13 protein-coding genes are annotated in these 15,251 nt (G+C 72.2%); 8 read left to right on the top strand and 5 right to left on the bottom strand.

Going from position 1 to position 15,251, the window contains the following annotated elements:
* Window positions 1-141: 141 nt before the first annotated feature.
* Window positions 142-1,830, bottom strand: coding sequence for a dolichyl-phosphate-mannose--protein mannosyltransferase (locus tag V5O40_RS26590; protein WP_408631958.1), 1,689 nt, complete (start codon window positions 1,828-1,830; stop codon window positions 142-144).
* Window positions 1,831-1,896: 66 nt separating this feature from the next.
* Between V5O40_RS26590 and rsmI the strand changes: the two genes are divergently transcribed.
* Window positions 1,897-2,763 (top strand): 16S rRNA (cytidine(1402)-2'-O)-methyltransferase, encoded by an 867-nt coding sequence (gene rsmI, locus V5O40_RS26585; RefSeq protein WP_408631957.1) that lies wholly within the window; start codon window positions 1,897-1,899, stop codon window positions 2,761-2,763.
* Between the two features lie 9 nt (window positions 2,764-2,772).
* Here the strand turns inward: rsmI and V5O40_RS26580 are convergent, their stop codons facing one another.
* Window positions 2,773-3,699 carry a hypothetical protein gene (locus V5O40_RS26580; protein WP_408631956.1) on the bottom strand — a complete coding sequence of 309 codons (927 nt, stop codon included), beginning with the start codon at window positions 3,697-3,699 and terminating at the stop codon, window positions 2,773-2,775.
* 159 nt (window positions 3,700-3,858) lie between these two features.
* On the opposite strand from V5O40_RS26580, the gene metG reads away from it, so the two are divergent.
* Window positions 3,859-5,661 (top strand): methionine--tRNA ligase, encoded by a 1,803-nt coding sequence (metG, locus tag V5O40_RS26575; protein WP_332908000.1) that lies wholly within the window; start codon window positions 3,859-3,861, stop codon window positions 5,659-5,661.
* Between the two features lie 99 nt (window positions 5,662-5,760).
* On the opposite strand, the gene V5O40_RS26570 is transcribed toward metG, so the two are convergent.
* Together V5O40_RS26570 and V5O40_RS26565 are read right to left on the bottom strand one after the other, a co-directional pair.
* On the bottom strand, window positions 5,761-6,612 hold the full coding sequence (locus tag V5O40_RS26570; RefSeq protein ID WP_332907999.1) for an alpha/beta fold hydrolase: 852 nt from the start codon (window positions 6,610-6,612) through the stop codon (window positions 5,761-5,763).
* 83 nt (window positions 6,613-6,695) lie between these two features.
* Window positions 6,696-7,952: a hypothetical protein gene (locus tag V5O40_RS26565; RefSeq protein WP_332907998.1), complete on the bottom strand. Its 1,257-nt coding sequence runs from the start codon at window positions 7,950-7,952 to the stop codon at window positions 6,696-6,698.
* An 89-nt stretch (window positions 7,953-8,041) separates the two neighbouring features.
* Between V5O40_RS26565 and V5O40_RS26560 the strand changes: the two genes are divergently transcribed.
* The 3 genes from V5O40_RS26560 to V5O40_RS26550 all read left to right on the top strand — a co-directional run bounded on the left by V5O40_RS26560 (window position 8,042) and on the right by V5O40_RS26550 (window position 10,866).
* Window positions 8,042-8,950 carry a TatD family hydrolase gene (locus V5O40_RS26560; RefSeq protein WP_332907997.1) on the top strand — a complete coding sequence of 303 codons (909 nt, stop codon included), beginning with the start codon at window positions 8,042-8,044 and terminating at the stop codon, window positions 8,948-8,950.
* An 18-nt stretch (window positions 8,951-8,968) separates the two neighbouring features.
* The gene (gene rsmA, locus V5O40_RS26555) at window positions 8,969-9,841 is read left to right on the top strand and encodes a 16S rRNA (adenine(1518)-N(6)/adenine(1519)-N(6))-dimethyltransferase RsmA (protein WP_332907996.1); all 873 of its coding nucleotides are present in this window, start codon (window positions 8,969-8,971) and stop codon (window positions 9,839-9,841) included.
* Between the two features lie 77 nt (window positions 9,842-9,918).
* Window positions 9,919-10,866, top strand: a complete 948-nt coding sequence (locus V5O40_RS26550) for a 4-(cytidine 5'-diphospho)-2-C-methyl-D-erythritol kinase (protein ID WP_332907995.1) — start codon at window positions 9,919-9,921, stop codon at window positions 10,864-10,866.
* A gap of 48 nt (window positions 10,867-10,914) precedes the next feature.
* Here the strand turns inward: V5O40_RS26550 and V5O40_RS26545 are convergent, their stop codons facing one another.
* Window positions 10,915-11,874: an NAD-dependent epimerase/dehydratase family protein gene (locus V5O40_RS26545; protein ID WP_332907994.1), complete on the bottom strand. Its 960-nt coding sequence runs from the start codon at window positions 11,872-11,874 to the stop codon at window positions 10,915-10,917.
* Window positions 11,875-11,980: 106 nt separating this feature from the next.
* On the opposite strand from V5O40_RS26545, the gene V5O40_RS26540 reads away from it, so the two are divergent.
* From V5O40_RS26540 to V5O40_RS26530, 3 genes are all read left to right on the top strand, one after another.
* The gene (locus V5O40_RS26540) at window positions 11,981-12,682 is read left to right on the top strand and encodes a TetR/AcrR family transcriptional regulator (RefSeq protein WP_332907993.1); all 702 of its coding nucleotides are present in this window, start codon (window positions 11,981-11,983) and stop codon (window positions 12,680-12,682) included.
* 100 nt (window positions 12,683-12,782) lie between these two features.
* Entirely contained in the window at window positions 12,783-14,585 is a 1,803-nt protein-coding gene (locus V5O40_RS26535) for an ABC-F family ATP-binding cassette domain-containing protein (protein WP_332907992.1), read from the top strand.
* Between the two features lie 125 nt (window positions 14,586-14,710).
* Window positions 14,711-15,166, top strand: a complete 456-nt coding sequence (locus tag V5O40_RS26530; RefSeq protein ID WP_332907991.1) for a DUF4383 domain-containing protein — start codon at window positions 14,711-14,713, stop codon at window positions 15,164-15,166.
* The last annotated feature ends 85 nt before the right edge of the window (window positions 15,167-15,251 follow it).

Here is a 15,251-nt window from a genome sequence, read left to right as displayed (position 1 = left end):
GCCCCGTTGGGCCCCCGGGCGCGGGGGGTAAAGCTGCAGGTGCGCGCCCCAACCGCCCCCTTCCCCCGGGGCAGGCGATCGGGGCGCGTCCTGTTTACCTGAGACGGGCCCGTACGCCGCGGCGTACGGGCCCTTCCAGCGTCAGATCCAGCGGCCGCCCAACCACATGCGCGCCGACCATTCGTCGTACGGCAGCGTCCAGCCCACGAAGATCGGATAGAAGTACGCGAAGCAGAGGACGACGAGCGCCACGTACGCCCCGGCGATCACCCCGCCGACCAACCGGCGGTCGCGGCTCGCCTCCTCGTCGGCGCCGGTCACGGCCAGGGTGCCGCTCGGTCCCGCCGGCGAGGCGATGGCACCCAGCACGTAGACCACGGCGAGCACCAGGAACGGCAGCGCGGGCGCGGCGTAGAAGGAGAACATCGTCCGGCCGTCGAGGGCGAACCAGAACCAGGGCAGCAGCCCGGCCGCCACGGCGAGCAGGAGCGCTCCGGCCCGCCAGTCCCGCCGGGCCAGGCCGAGCCAGACCAGCGCCACCAGCGCCGGCAGGAACGACCACCACAGCAGCGGGGTGCCCAGCAGCAGCACCTCCTCGGCGCAGGTCGCCGCACCGCAGGGACCCTCGCCGGTCCAGTGGAACGCCACCGGCCGACCCAGCAGCAGCCACTGCCACGGCCACGACTGGTACTTGTGTGGATCGTCGAGCTGGCCGTGGAAGCCGAGCGCGGCCTGGTGGTACTGGATCAGGTTCCACAGCGGGCCGACGATCGGTGCGTCGCTGAGCCCGGCGTCCGGGTACCGCTCGGCGAGCCGGTAGTAGCCCTCCTGGCTGAACAGCCAACCGGACCACGTCGTGACGTAGGTGACCGCCATCAGCAGACCGGCGAGCACCATCCAGGGCACGCCGTCGAGCAGGGTGTCCCGCCACGGCCGGGGTACGCCGGCCGACCGCCGGGCGCCGACGTCCCAGAGGAACATCAGCAGCGCGAAGACCGGTACGAAGAACAACGCGCTCCACTTCACCCCGAAGGCGCAGCCGAGCAGCACCCCGGTGGCCAGCCGCCACCAGGGCCAGTTCCGCCAGCCGCCGGGCGGCCGGCCGGCCCGCCCCCGGGCGGTCGGATCCAGCCCGGACTCCAGGGCCCGGGCCCACCGGCGTCGCGTCGCGTCCCGGTCCAGCACCAGTGCGCCGAAGGCGGCCAGAACGAAGAAGAGCAGGAAGATGTCGAGCAGCGCGGTGCGGGACAGCACCAGGTGGAATCCGTCGACCGCGAGCAGCAGGCCGGCGGCGCAACCGAGCACCGTGGAACGGAACATCCGGCGGCCGATGCGGACCATGAGCAGCACCGACACGGTGCCGAGCAGTGCCGCGGAGAAACGCCAGCCGAACTCCGGGGCGGTGGTGAACAGGTGGCCCGGTACCGAGATGCCGTGCTCGGCGTCGCTGTAGCCGAAGGCCCACTCGCCGAACCCGATCAACCATTTGCCCAGCGGCGGGTGGACCACGTACGACGGCGCGTTGTTCGTGTAGTTCCACTCCACGGCCTTGTCGATCAGCCCCCAGCCGTCCCGGGCGTAGTAGACCTCGTCGAAGATCTTGCCGGGCGGATGGCTCAGATTCGCGAACCGGAGAACCGCCGCGATGACCACGACCACCGCCGTGGCCAGCCACGAACGACCGTCCAGCCCGGCCTCGACGGTGGCCAGCCGGCGGCGGATCGTCGCCGGTACGCCACTTTCCGCCGGTCCGGGGGCGGTGGCTGGGCTCGCCGCCGGCTCCGAGGGCTGGTCGGGGCTCGCGCTCTGTGCTGTCGACGCACTCGTCACCCGGCGATCGTAGGCTGCCAAGGGGGCCGCTGGCGCCCGTCGTCCCCATATCCGGTACGCCCGTCGATGAAGGAGTGCGCTGCTGTGGGTGGAATGTCCGAAACCGGTCGCCTGATTCTGCTCGGCGCGCCGCTCGGCAACCCGGCCGACGCCTCCAGCCGACTGCGGGACACGCTCGCCGCCGCCGACGTGGTCGCCGCCGAGGACACCCGCCGGCTGAACCGGCTCGCCCGCGATCTCGACGTGACCATCGCCGGCCGGATCGTCTCCTACTTCGAGGGCAACGAGGAGCGGCGCACCCCGGAACTTGTCGACGTGCTCACCGAGGGATACGTGGTCGCGCTGGTCACCGACGGTGGCATGCCGAGCGTCTCCGATCCCGGCTACCGCCTGGTCCGCGCCGCCCTGGAGGCCGGAGTGCCGATCACCGCCGCCCCCGGTCCCAGTGCCGTCACCACCGCCCTCGCCCTGTCCGGGCTGCCCTGCGACCGGTTCTGCTTCGAGGGTTTCCTGCCGCGTACCCCGGGCGCCCGCCGGGCCCGCCTGCGGGCACTGGCCGCCGAGGAACGGACGCTCGTTCTCTTCGAGGCACCGCACCGCATCGCCGCCGCGCTCACCGACCTGGCCGACGCGTTCGGTGCCGACCGGCCCGCCGCCCTCTGCCGCGAGCTGACCAAGACGTACGAGGAGGTGCGGCGCAGCCCCCTCGGTGAGCTGGCCCGATGGGCTGCCGACGGCGACCCGCGCGGCGAGATCACCCTCGTGGTGGCGGGCGCCCCCGCCGTACCCGCCGTCCGTCCCGACGACGACGCGCTGCGCGCGGAGGTGGCCGAGCGGGAGGCGGCGGGTCGTAGTCGTCGGGACGCGATCACCGACGTCGCGGCCCAGTACGGGTTGCGCCGGCGCGACGTGTACACGCTCGTGCATCGGTGAGGTCGGGCGTCACCAGGCGGCGATCAGGAAGCCGAGGGCGGTCAGCGGCGGGCCGGCCAGCGAGGCGGCGACCGCCCAGCGCCGTTCGGTCGGATCGGGCAGCCGGGTCGCGCCGGTCCAGCGGGCGATGCCCAGCGCGCAGCCGAGCACCGCGAGCATCCCGAGCAGCCAGCGCAGCTGGGCGCCCACCCCGCGGTCGGCGTACGCGACGTGACCGTCCGGGCCGGTCACCCGGGCGGGCAGGACCGAACCCGGCACCGCATGTTCCCGGGGCACCCCGCTGACCCGTACGCCGTGGATCCGGAACTCCTCCTCCGCCGCCGTGAAGATGCCCCGGCACCGCTGGGTCAGCCCGTCGCCGGAGCACCTGGTGACGACCACGGCGCCGGAGGTGGCGTGCCCGACCGCGAGCCAGAGCGGGCCGGCGCTGACCCAGGCGAAGAAGGCCGCCGCGAGGCTCAACCCGATCAACGCGGACAGCCCCGCCAGGGGATCCGGCGGATGGCTGCTTCGCTCCCGGCGTCGACGTGCCGGTCGAAACCGCTGCCACCACGGATCGGCGCCGCCGGGCGGGTCCTGCCGCACCGGCGTGCCGTCCCAGTGGACCTGCTCGATCGGTGCCCAGAAGGTGTCCTCGTCCGGCGTACCGTCGTCACGCGACCGATGCCGGCGACCGCGACGCCCGACCGGCCGCACCGGAACCCGCCGCGGCAGCGTGTCCACCGGCGCGCCGGTCGTCGGCTCCACCTCGACTCCGGTGGGTGACTCGACCGTCGCGGGGTCGGCCCGGTCCGGCCCGGCCGCACCGTCCGGTGCCGCCGAGGGCACCGCGCGGGGCTGGGGCGCCACCAACTGGGTACGCGACGCGGCGGAGTCCGGCCCGGCGTCGGGGGAAGGGCCGTCGGAGTTATCTCGGGCGGCTCGGCTGCCAGTCACGCGTTTCATTTGACACCGCTGACGGTGGTTGATCGGGCAGCTCAAGCAGCGTGTCGATGACAATTCGGACTATTTGTCGAGGGTGGTTGGGCCATCCTGCCGACCTGGGACCCCTATTGGTTCGCGGCCACCTCGCGGGGGTCACTAGGCTTTCTGTCCATGAGTCACGTTCTCGCGGCAGTGGCCTGGCCGTACGCCAACGGCCCGCGCCACATCGGCCACGTCTCCGGTTTCGGCGTTCCCTCCGACGTCTTCGCCCGGTACATGCGGATGGCCGGCCACGACGTGCTCATGGTCTCCGGCACCGACGAACACGGCACCCCGATCCAGGTGCAGGCCGACGCCGAAGGGCTGAAGCCACGAGAACTGGCCGACCGGTACAACCGGGTGATCGTCGAGGACCTGCACGGGCTCGGCCTCTCCTACGACCTGTTCACCCGCACCACCACCGGCAACCACTACGCGGTGGTGCAGGAGCTGTTCGAGGGGATGTACCGCAACGGGTACATCGTGCCGAAGACCACCATGGGCGCCATCTCGCCGTCCACCGGCCGGACCCTGCCCGACCGGTACATCGAGGGCACCTGCCCGATCTGCGGCTACGACAGCGCCCGGGGCGACCAGTGTGACAACTGTGGCAACCAGCTCGACCCGATCGACCTGGTCAACCCGCGTTCGAAGATCAACGGGGAGACGCCGGAGTTCGTCGAGACCGAGCACTTCTTCCTCGACCTGCCCGCCCTGGCCGACGTGCTGCGGCAGTGGCTGGACACCCGGGAGGGCTGGCGTCCGAACGTCCTGCGCTTCTCCAGGAACCTGCTGGACGACCTGCACCCCCGGGCCATCACCCGGGACCTGGAGTGGGGGGTGCCGATCCCGCTCGACGGCTGGCGTGACCGCACCGACAAGCGGATCTACGTGTGGTTCGACGCCGTCATCGGCTACCTGTCCGCGTCCATCGAATGGGCCCGGCGCACCGGTGACCCCGAGGCCTGGCGGAAGTGGTGGTCCACCGATGGTGAGGGGAAGGACTCGCAGGCGTACTACTTCATGGGCAAGGACAACATCGTCTTCCACTCGGTGATCTGGCCCGCGCTGCTGGCCGGCTACTCCGGTGAGGGCGGTCGCGACGGCGAGCCGGGCCGGCTCGGCCGGCTCAACCTGCCGACCGAGGTGGTCTCCAGCGAGTTCCTGACCATGGAGGGACGCAAGTTCTCCTCCTCGCGCCGGGTGGTCATCTACGTCCGGGACTTCCTCCAGCGCTACGACGCCGACGCGTTGCGCTACTTCATCGCGGTGGCCGGGCCGGAGAACAACGACACCGACTTCACCTGGGCCGAGTTCCTGCGCCGCAACAACGACGAGCTGGTCGCCGGCTGGGGCAACCTGGTCAACCGGTCGGTCTCGATGGCGGCGAAGAACTTCGGCGAGATCCCACCGATCGGCCCGGACGGGCTCACCGAGGCCGACGAGGCGCTGCTGGCCGTGGCGCGCGCCGGCTTCGACACGGTCGGCGACCTGATCGCCCGGCACCGGCAGAAGCAGGCCATCGGCGAGGCGATGAAGGTGGTCGCCGAGGCCAACAGGTACCTCTCCGAGCAGGCGCCGTGGAAGCTCAAGGACCCGGCCGCCAAGCCCCGGATGGGCACCATCCTGCACGTCGCCCTCCAGGTGGTCAGCGACGCCAACACGCTGCTGACGCCGTTCCTGCCGCACTCCGCACAGAAGATCCACGAGCTGCTCGGCGGCACCGGGGTGCACGCACCGATGCCGGTGATCCAGGAGGTCGCCGACCTCGACGTCGGGCCCGCGTACCCGGTGCTGACCGGTGACTACACCAAGGGCGCGCGGTGGGAGTCCGTACCGCTCGTGGTGGGCCGGGCGCTCGCCGCGCCCAAGCCGGTCTTCCGCAAGCTCGATCCCTCGATCGTGGACGAGGAGCTGGCCCGGCTCGAGGGCTGACAGCGCAGTGATGGGCGCGTCCCGCACCGGGTCGCGCCCATCGCGTCGTCCGCGTGGCCCGGCGCGGTGCGATCCGCGCCGGACGGCGGCCCGGCCCGGTCAGGCGCGGGCCATGGCCGGCGAACCGATGAACTCCATGATCGCCTTGTTCACCTCGGCGGCGTTGGTCCACGGCGTGCCGTGCGGCGCGCCCTTGAGGGTGACCAGCCGGCTGTCGGCGAGCATCGGCTGCAACCGCTGACCGGTCTTCGGGTACGGCAGCACGTTGTCCTTGTCGCCCTGCACGATCAGCACCGGCACGTCGATCCGGGACACGTCGGCCCGGAAGTCGGTGCCCCAGGCGTCCACGCTGTCGTGCGTGGCCGTGGCGGAGGCCATCGCGCCGATGTTCCAGTGCGCCCGGTACGCCTCCTCGCTGACCAACTTGCCCTTGTTCTCGTCGTAGTTGAAGAAGGTGTTGCAGAACTGGGTGAGGTAGGCGAACCGGTCCTGCGTGATCGCCTGCTTGAACCCCTCGAAGAGACTCGGCTCGACACCCTCGGGGTTGTCCGGCGCCTTCCGCAGGTACGGCGCCAGCGGTGCCAGCAGCACCGCCCGGTCCACCCGGTCGGACCCGTACGCGCCCAGGTAGCGGGTCACCTCGCCGGTACCCATCGAGTGGCCGACCAGGATCGCGTTGCGCAGATCCAGCTCGGTCATCAGCACGTCGAGGTCGGCGGCGAAGGTGTCGTAGTCGTACCCGAACGCCGGCTGCGCCGAGTTACCGAAGCCGCGCCGGTCGTACGTGATCACCCGGTATCCGGCGTCGAGCAGCGGTCCGGAGACCTTCTCCCAGGTCGCACCGTTGAACGGGAAGCCGTGGATGAGCACGATCGGCTGTCCCGACCCGTGATCCTCGTAGTACAGGTCGATGGGCGCGGAGTTCTCCGTGCCGACGGTGATGAAGGGCATCTCGTCCTCCTGTCAGGGTGGGAAACCGAGGCTTCCCCGGCGGCCATCCGATATTCCTGCGCCGCCCGACCTGACGGGCCAGGTCAGAGAAGGTACGGGTGGTCCACCACCTGGTCGTCGGTCACCTCACCGCCCGGGGCCCACGTCTCGTAGACGCCCCGTTCGTGGCACTGTGCGCCGGTCGCGGCGACCGCGTCCGGATCCGGACGTCGCAACCGCAACCGCAGCCAGCCCGCCTCCTCACGCAACACCAGGCACGGCACCCCCCGCCAGGTGGCCAGGCGCACCCGTCGGCTCACCCCGTCGACCGGGTACCGGGCGGCCCGGGTCAACGCCAGCACCCGGAAATCGCCGGGCAGGTCGGCGACCGCCTCGTACTCCCCGCCCGCGTACGTGCCCACCAGTCGGGTCGACCGCGGCGCCTCCCCGGTCGGCACGTACTCCTGATCCGGCGACAGACCCGGCACGGCGGCGAGCAGGTGTCGCCACTGCGGCCCGACCATCCGCAGCCAGCCCCGCTGCTCGGCCTGGTAGGCGTAGAGCACCACCTCCACGCCCTCCGCCGGATAGGCCAGCAGGGTGGCGTTCGCGGGCATCGGCAGGTCGGCGAAGTCCCGGGTGACGAACTCGGGGATCAGGTGGTGACTGCTGGGCGTGAAGCCGGTACCCAGCACCGCCGGACCCAACCGGTCCCGGGCACCCAGCGCCGTCAGGCCCCGGTACGCCGCACCCGCCGGCACGTCGTAGTCGCCCGGGTCGGCGGCCCGCCAGCGCAACGCGTACGTCACGTCCGCACCGTCGCGGCCGTCCCCGCCGTCGGTGCGCAGCACACTTGTCGTCGCCGGGGTGCGCAGGTGCGCCACGTCGTGTTCCCGGTAGCAGAATCCGTGCGGCAGCCAGCCCCGGACGTATCCGGCGAGCTGCCGGGCCGAGAGGATCTTCATCATCCGGGTGCCACGCCGTACGCCCGCCGAGGCGCGTACCGCGGTGACCAACGGGTCGTCCGCGGCGGCCGGCTGCTGGGCGAGCCGGTGCACCTCCGACCAGCCCCGCTCCCGGTGCAGCGGCACCAGCAGCGGCGGCTCCGGGTCCTCGGCCTGCTCGGTCCCCCCGTGCACGGCGCCGACCTCGGTGACGTGCACGAACCGTCGCCACGGCAGCGCCGAGTTGGACCGGGGTGCCCACTCGAACCCGGCCACCTCGTCGGCGCTGAACAACTCGTACGCCGCACCCCGGGCGATTTCCTCGGCCGGGTACACCGCGCCGCCGAACGCCACCCGCAGACCGGTCCGCTCCGGCACCGTCCCGCCGGGCCGAAAAAGCTCGCTTCGCGCGTCCACTCCGCGACGGTAGGGGTGCGGGGCGTAGCCGAGGTGAACTCCGGGTGGCTTCCGGGTGGACTCGTGCGGTGTGTGATCCTGTCGAGGAGATGAGCGAGCCCACCGAGTCCCGTAGCCAGCGCGCGGCCCGCCGCGCCGGAGAGTTCCCACCCGCACCCGAGCCGCTGCCCCGCCCGGTGCTGGACAGCCACACCCACCTCGACATCACCGTCAGCGAGGCCGGCGTGCCCGGTGGCGGCGATGTCGCCGACCCGGTCGCGGCGGCCATCGACGTCGCTGCCGCCGTGGGGGTGGACCGACTGGTGCAGGTCGGGGTGGACGTCGCCTCCTCCCGCTGGGGTGTCGAGGTGGCCGGCAGGTATCCGGCGGTGCTGGCCACGGTCGCGCTGCATCCCAACGAGGCGCCCCGGCTCGCCGACCTCGACGCGGCCCTGCGCGAGATCGAGGCACTGGCCGGGCAGGACCGGGTCCGCGGTGTCGGCGAGACGGGGATGGACCGCTACCGCACCGGTGACGAGGGCCGCGCCGCGCAGGAGGAGAGCTTCCGGGCACACATCGCCATCGCCAACCGGTACGGCCGGACGCTGGTGATCCACGACCGGGACGCGCACGCCGACGTGCTGCGCATCCTCGACGACGAAGGCGCACCGGACACGGTGGTGATGCACTGCTTCTCCGGCGACGCCGAGTTCGCCGCCGAGTGTGTCCGCCGGGGCTACCTGCTCAGCTTCGCCGGCACGGTCACCTTCGCCAGCGCCGGCGCGCTGCGCGAGGCCGCCGCGCTGACCCCGCTGGACCAGATCCTGGTGGAGACCGACGCGCCGTACCTCACCCCCGTGCCGCACCGTGGCCGGCCCAACGCCTCCTACCTGATCCCGCTGACCGTCCGGGCGCTGGCCGCCGCCACCGGCGCCGACCTCGACGCGCTCTGCGCCGCCATCTCGGCCACCGGGGAACGCGCCTTCGGCCCCTGGCAGCCGGCCGGCGTCGGGGGCTGACCCGTACGCTGTCGGGTTATGGCCGCAGACCTGCTCGGCCCGGCGGAGATCCGGGACCTCGCCGCCCGGCTCGGCGTCGCGCCCACCAAGAAACTCGGCCAGAACTTCGTGCACGACCCCAACACGGTCCGCCGGATCGTCGCCACCGCCGGGCTCACCGCCGACGACGTGGCGGTGGAGGTCGGCCCCGGGCTCGGCTCGCTCACCCTCGCCCTGCTCCCCGTCGCCGCCCACGTGCACGCCGTCGAGATCGACGCCACGCTGGCCGGCGCGCTCCCCGGCACCGCCGCCCGGCACGCCGGTCCGGTCGCCGACCGGCTCAGCGTGCACCACGCCGACGCCCTGCGGATCGGCGCCGCCGATCTGGGCGATCCGGCGCCCACCGCACTGGTGGCGAACCTGCCCTACAACGTCGCCGTGCCCGTGGTGCTGCACCTGCTCGCCGAGTTGCCGAGCCTCCGCCACGGGCTGGTGATGGTGCAGAAGGAGGTCGCCGACCGGCTCGTCGCCGGTCCCGGCTCCAAGGTGTACGGCATACCGTCGGTCAAGCTCGCCTGGTACGCGCACGCCCGCGCCGCCGGGAAGGTGCCGCCGAACGTGTTCTGGCCGGTGCCCAACGTCGACTCCGGCCTGGTCGCCTTCACCCGCCGTGAGCCGCCTCGGGCCGACGTGCCCCGCGAGCAGGTCTTCTCGGTGGTGGACGCCGCCTTCGCGCAGCGGCGCAAGACGCTGCGGGCCGCCCTGGCCGGCTGGGCCGGCGGTGCCGACCGGGCCGCCGCCGCGCTCACCGCCGCCGGTGTGGACCCCGGCGCACGCGGCGAGTCACTCACCGTCGATCAGTTCGCCGCCGTGGCCGCGTCGGCCCCGAGCCGTACGCCGGCAGCCCAGTAGGCTGAGCCCGTGCCCACCGAGGAGCTGATCGTGACCAAGCCGTTCGACGTGCGGTTGCCCGTCCGGGACATCACCCCGTGACCGAGGCCTGGCGACCTGACGACGACGAGCCGCGCGGGGCGAGCGGTCCGGTCCGGGTACGGGTGCCCGCCAAGGTCAACCTGCACCTGGGGGTCGGCCCGCTGCGCCGGGACGGCTACCACGAGCTGAACACCGTCTACCACGCGATCTCGATCTACGACGAGTTGACCGCGCGGCGGGGCGACACGCTGACCCTCACCATGGAGGGGGAGGGCACCGGGGAACTCGCCCTCGACGACTCCAACCTGATCATCCGGGCGGCGCACGCCCTCGCCGGGTACGCCGGCGTCATGCCGCACGCCCGGCTGCACCTGCGCAAGCAGATCCCGCTGGCCGGCGGGCTCGCGGGCGGCAGCGCGGACGCCGCGGCCGCCCTGGTCGCCTGCGACGCGTTGTGGGGTACCGGCCTGTCCCGTGACGAGTTGGCGAGCATCGCCGCCGACCTCGGCTCGGACGTGCCCTTCCTGATCCACGGCGGTACCGCGCTGGGCACCGGTCGAGGAGAGGCGGTCAGCCCGGTGTTGGCCCGGCCCACCTCCTGGCACTGGGTGGTCGCCATCGCCGACGGCGGTCTGTCCACCCCGCAGGCGTACCGGGAACTCGACCGGCTCCGCGAGACCGGTGCCGCCGGGCCGCCCCTGGGCAGCACGGACCGGCTGCTCGCCGCGCTGCGGCAGCGTGACCCCCGGGTGCTCGCCCCGTCCCTGGGCAACGATCTCCAGGACGCCGCCCTGGCCATGCGGCCGTCGCTGGCGAGCACCCTGAAGGCCGGCGAGGCGGCCGGAGCGCTGGCCGGCATCGTCTCCGGGTCGGGCCCCACCTGCGTGTTCCTCACCGCCGACGCCGCCGACGCGGAACGCGTCGCCGCCGAACTGGAGGCCGCCGGGGTGTGCCGGCAGGCCCGCGTCGCCCACGGCCCGGTACACGGCGCCCGGATCACCTGACGGCACCCGCCGACCCGGCGCCCGCCGCACCGGTCACCGTCCGGTGGGTCAGGTGGTGCCCGGTCGCGTCCGCCGGTGCCCGGTGCTCGGCACACCGCCGAGCAGCGCGGCCGTCTCACGCAGCGCCGCGTCCAGCGGCTGTGGCTGAAGGCCGAAGGTGGCGGTGGCGGCGGTGGAGTCCATGACGAACGGTCGGGCGAACTGGTACGCCGTGGTCTGGAACTCACGCAGCATCGGGGAGAGCACCCCGCCGGCGCGCAGGAGCGCGCCGGGAATGGTGGTGAGTTTGGGGGCGGGTGCGCCGGCCACGTCGGTGAAGCGGGTGGCGAGTTCCCGAACCGTCAGCGGTGCTGCGCTCGGCGCGTGCCAGGCCCGGTTCCAGGCCCGGCGGTCCGTTGCGGCGGTGACCAGCATCGCCGCCATGTCGTTGATCGACGTCCAGGTGTGTGGCACGTCGAGCGGAGCCGGGACGACGGCGCGACGGCCAGCGAGCAGTGGCTTCCCGATGAAGAAGCTGAAGATCGACTGCGCCTGTAGGTAGTCGCTGCCGCGTACCTCCGTCGCGGCGCGGATCCGACCGGCACGCTGGGCGGCGAGGGCGGCCCGCCAGATGTCGGCGCGCATCTTGAGCTTCGGGTGGGTGGCGGCGAGCGGGTTCTCCTCGGTCATCGGGCCGGTGATCTCGCCGTAGCCGTAGAGGCAGCCGGCGATAACCAACGGTGCACCGGAGCGTTCCGCTGTGGCGAGCAGCGCGGCGGCCATCGGCGGCCAGTCGGTGAGCCATCGATGGTAGGCGGGGTTGAGGCAGTTGTAGATGGCGGTCACGCCGTCGGCGAGTTCGGCCAGCCGGTCGGCGTCGGTCGCGTCGGCGGCGATCCGCTCGACCTGTGGGTGGACCGGGCCACGCCCGGAGCGGCTGACGATCTTCACCTGTTCACCGCGCTCGGCGAGCCGTCGCGCAGTGGTCGAACCGACCATCCCGGCACCGACGATCAGATGTGTGGCCATGAGATCCCCTTAATGAGAACGGTGCTCTCTATGGAGAGAAATGCTCTCTCACTCGGGCGCGAGTCGTCAAGAGCAGTGCTCTCGTATGTGTGCGACACTCGCTGACATGCCCGCCGCCACGATCCGGGCCCGGGCCCGGGCCGAAATGATCAACGAGATCAAGACCATCGCCCGCCGACACCTCGCCGCCGAGGGGGCGAACCTGTCCCTGCGCGCAGTCGCCCGGGAGATGGGAATGGTCTCCTCGGCGATCTACCGCTACTTCCCCAGCCGGGACGAGTTGCTCACCGCGCTGATCATCGACGGCTACCACGCCCTCGGCGACGCCGCCGAAGCCGCCGACACCGAGGTGACCGACCGGGCCGACCTACGGGGCCGGTGGCTCGCCGTCTGCCATGCGATCCGCCGCTGGGCGTTGTCCAACCCCGCCGAGTACGCCCTGCTCTTCGGTAGCCCGGTTCCCGGGTACGCCGCCCCCCAGGAAACCACCACCGCGGCGACCCGGACCCCGGCCATCCTGATCGGCATCCTCACCGACGGCCTCGCCACCGGCGCGCTGGCCCGTCCCGACCCGGGTGAACTGCCCGGTCCCGTCCGGTCCGACCTCGCCACCGTCCGCGACCGGCTCTTCCCCGGACTGCCCGAAGCGTTACTCGCCCGAGCCACCACCGCCTGGATCCACTGCTTCGGAGCCGTCAGTTTCGAAGTCTTCGGCCAGCTCGACGGCGTGATCGAGGCCCGGGAGGAGTACTTCGACCACCAGAGCCGCCAGCTGGCCGACCTGATCGGTCTGCCCCACCCGGCATAGCCGTCCCGCACCAGCGGTGACCCGCCCGCGTACCCTGGAACGACAGGCGTCCCCAGGTGCCCGCCGGCACCGGGACGCCTTGATCATGAAAGGTGGGTACGTGGCCAACATCGTCAACCTGGACCGGGTGTCCAAGGGCTACGGCGCGGCCGGGCCACTGCTCACCGAGGTCTCGCTCGGCCTGGACGACGCCGACCGGATCGGCGTCGTCGGGCTCAACGGCGCCGGCAAGTCCACGCTGCTACGAATGTTGACCCGTACCGAGGAACCCGACGACGGCCGGGTCACCCATCGCCGTGACCTGCGGGTCGCCTGGCTGCCACAGAATCTCACCCTCAGCCCCGAGGCCACCGTCCGCGACGTCGTCCTCGGCACCGAGTGGCTCGCCGAGAGCATGGGCGCGGAGCACGAATGGGCCGGCGACGCCGGTGTACGCGCCATCCTCGACGGGCTCGGCATGCCCCACCTGGGTCTCGACGCCCCGGTCGGGCCGATGTCCGGTGGCGAACGCCGCCGGGTCGCCCTGGCCGCCCTGCTGGTCCGCGACGCCGACCTGCTGATCCTCGACGAACCCACCAACCACCTCGACGTCAGCGGCGTCGACTGGCTGGCCCGGCACCTGCTCAGCCGCAAGGGTGCCCTGGTCGTGGTCACTCACGACCGCTGGTTCCTCGACGCCGTCTGCACCACCACCTGGGAGGTCGCCGACCAGACCGTGCGGGCCTACGAGGGCGGCTACGCGGCCTGGATCCTCGCCCGCGCCGAGCGGGAACGGATCGCCGCCGCCACCGAGGCCCGCCGGCAGAACCTGCTCCGCAAGGAGATCGCCTGGCTGCGCCGCGGCCCGCCGGCCCGCACCTCGAAGCCGAAGTTCCGCATCGACGCCGCCAACGCGCTCATCGCCGACGTGCCGCCGCCGCGCGACACCACGTCGCTGCAACGGCTGGCCACCGCCCGGCTCGGCAAGCAGGTGTACGACCTGGAACACGTCCGGCTGCACGCCGGCCCCAAGACCATCCTCGACGAGATCAGCTGGCAGGTCGGGCCCGGCGACCGGGTCGCCATCCTCGGCGCCAACGGCGCGGGCAAGACCACCCTGCTGCGGATGCTGGCCGGCGTCACCCGGCCCGACAGCGGGCGGCTGATCACCGGCAGCACCGTACGGCCCGCCTTCCTCTCCCAGGAACTCGCCGAACTACCAAGCGACCTGCGTGTCCTCGAAGCCGTCGAGGAGGTCGCCCGGCGGGTCCGCCTCGGCGACCGGGAGATCTCCGCCGCCCAGCTCGCCGAGGTGTTCGGTTTCGACGACCGGCGCCTCTGGACCCCGGTGGGTGACCTCTCCGGCGGCGAGCGGCGTCGACTCCAGATGCTGCGACTGCTGGCCGGCGAACCGAACGTGCTGCTGCTCGACGAACCCACGAACGACCTCGACACCGACACCCTCGCCGCGTTGGAGGACCTGCTCGACTCCTGGCCCGGCACGATCGTGGTGGCCAGCCACGACCGTTACCTGATCGAGCGGGTGACCGACACCGCGTACGGCATGTTCGGCGACGGCCGGCTGGTGCACCTGCCCGGCGGTGTCGACGAGTACCTCGCCCGTGCCAACGACCGGCCAGGGTCGGGGCGTACCCCGGCGCCCGTGGCACCGACCACCGCCCCGGCCGCTGGCGGGATGAGCGCCGCCGAGGCCCGGCAGGCCCGCAAGGAACTGGCCCGCCTCGAACGGCAGGTCGGCAAGCTGGAACAGAAGGAGGCCACCCTGCTGGACCAACTCGCCGCGAACGCCACCGACTACAGCAAGGTGGCCGAGCTGGACGCCCAGCTCACCCAGGTACGCGGCGAGCGTGAGGAGGCCGAGCAGGCCTGGCTGACCCTGGCCGACGAGATCCCCGCCAGCTGACCCGGCCCACCCGGCCGGTCGCCCTGCCCTGACGTGCCGTTTCCGGGACCCCGTGTGCGGCGTCACAGCGCCGGATGCGGGAGAATCGCCGTCGACCCTCACCCAACGGCGTTGGAGAAACAGACATGGCCCACACCCCCGTCAACCACCCCGCGCGGCCGATCTACCGGGCGATCGGCGGGCTCGTCGGTCTGTACCTGGTGGTCTTCGGTGTGATCGGCTTCCTGACCAGCACCGGTGAGCCCTTCTTCAGCCAGGGCGGCACCCAGGCCCTGGGGCAGGGGACGAACCTCGGCTTCTCGCTGTTCAGCATCGTGGTCGGTGCGATCGTGCTGGCCGGCACCGCCATCGGGCGCAACCTCGACGTGTTGATCAACCAATGGTCGGCCTATCTGATCATGGTGGTCAGCCTGGCGGGCCTCGCCTTCATCCGTACCGAGGCCAACATCTTCAACCTCAGCGTCGCCACGGTGATCGTCCAGATGGTGCTCAGCCTGGTGCTGCTGATGGCTGGCATGTACGGCAAGGTCGGCAGCGACGATGAGCACGAGGCGTGGCAGAAGGCTCGGCTCGTGCTCTGAGGTTTCGCTTCTGGTTCCGGTTGTGGGTTCTCGCCGGAGCCCGACCCGTCTCGGTTTCGGTTGTGGGTTTTCGCCGGAGGGCCCC

Source organism: Micromonospora palythoicola, from assembly GCF_036689795.1.
Classification (GTDB): domain Bacteria; phylum Actinomycetota; class Actinomycetes; order Mycobacteriales; family Micromonosporaceae; genus Micromonospora; species Micromonospora palythoicola.
This window is presented reverse-complemented; position numbering and strand designations above follow the sequence as displayed.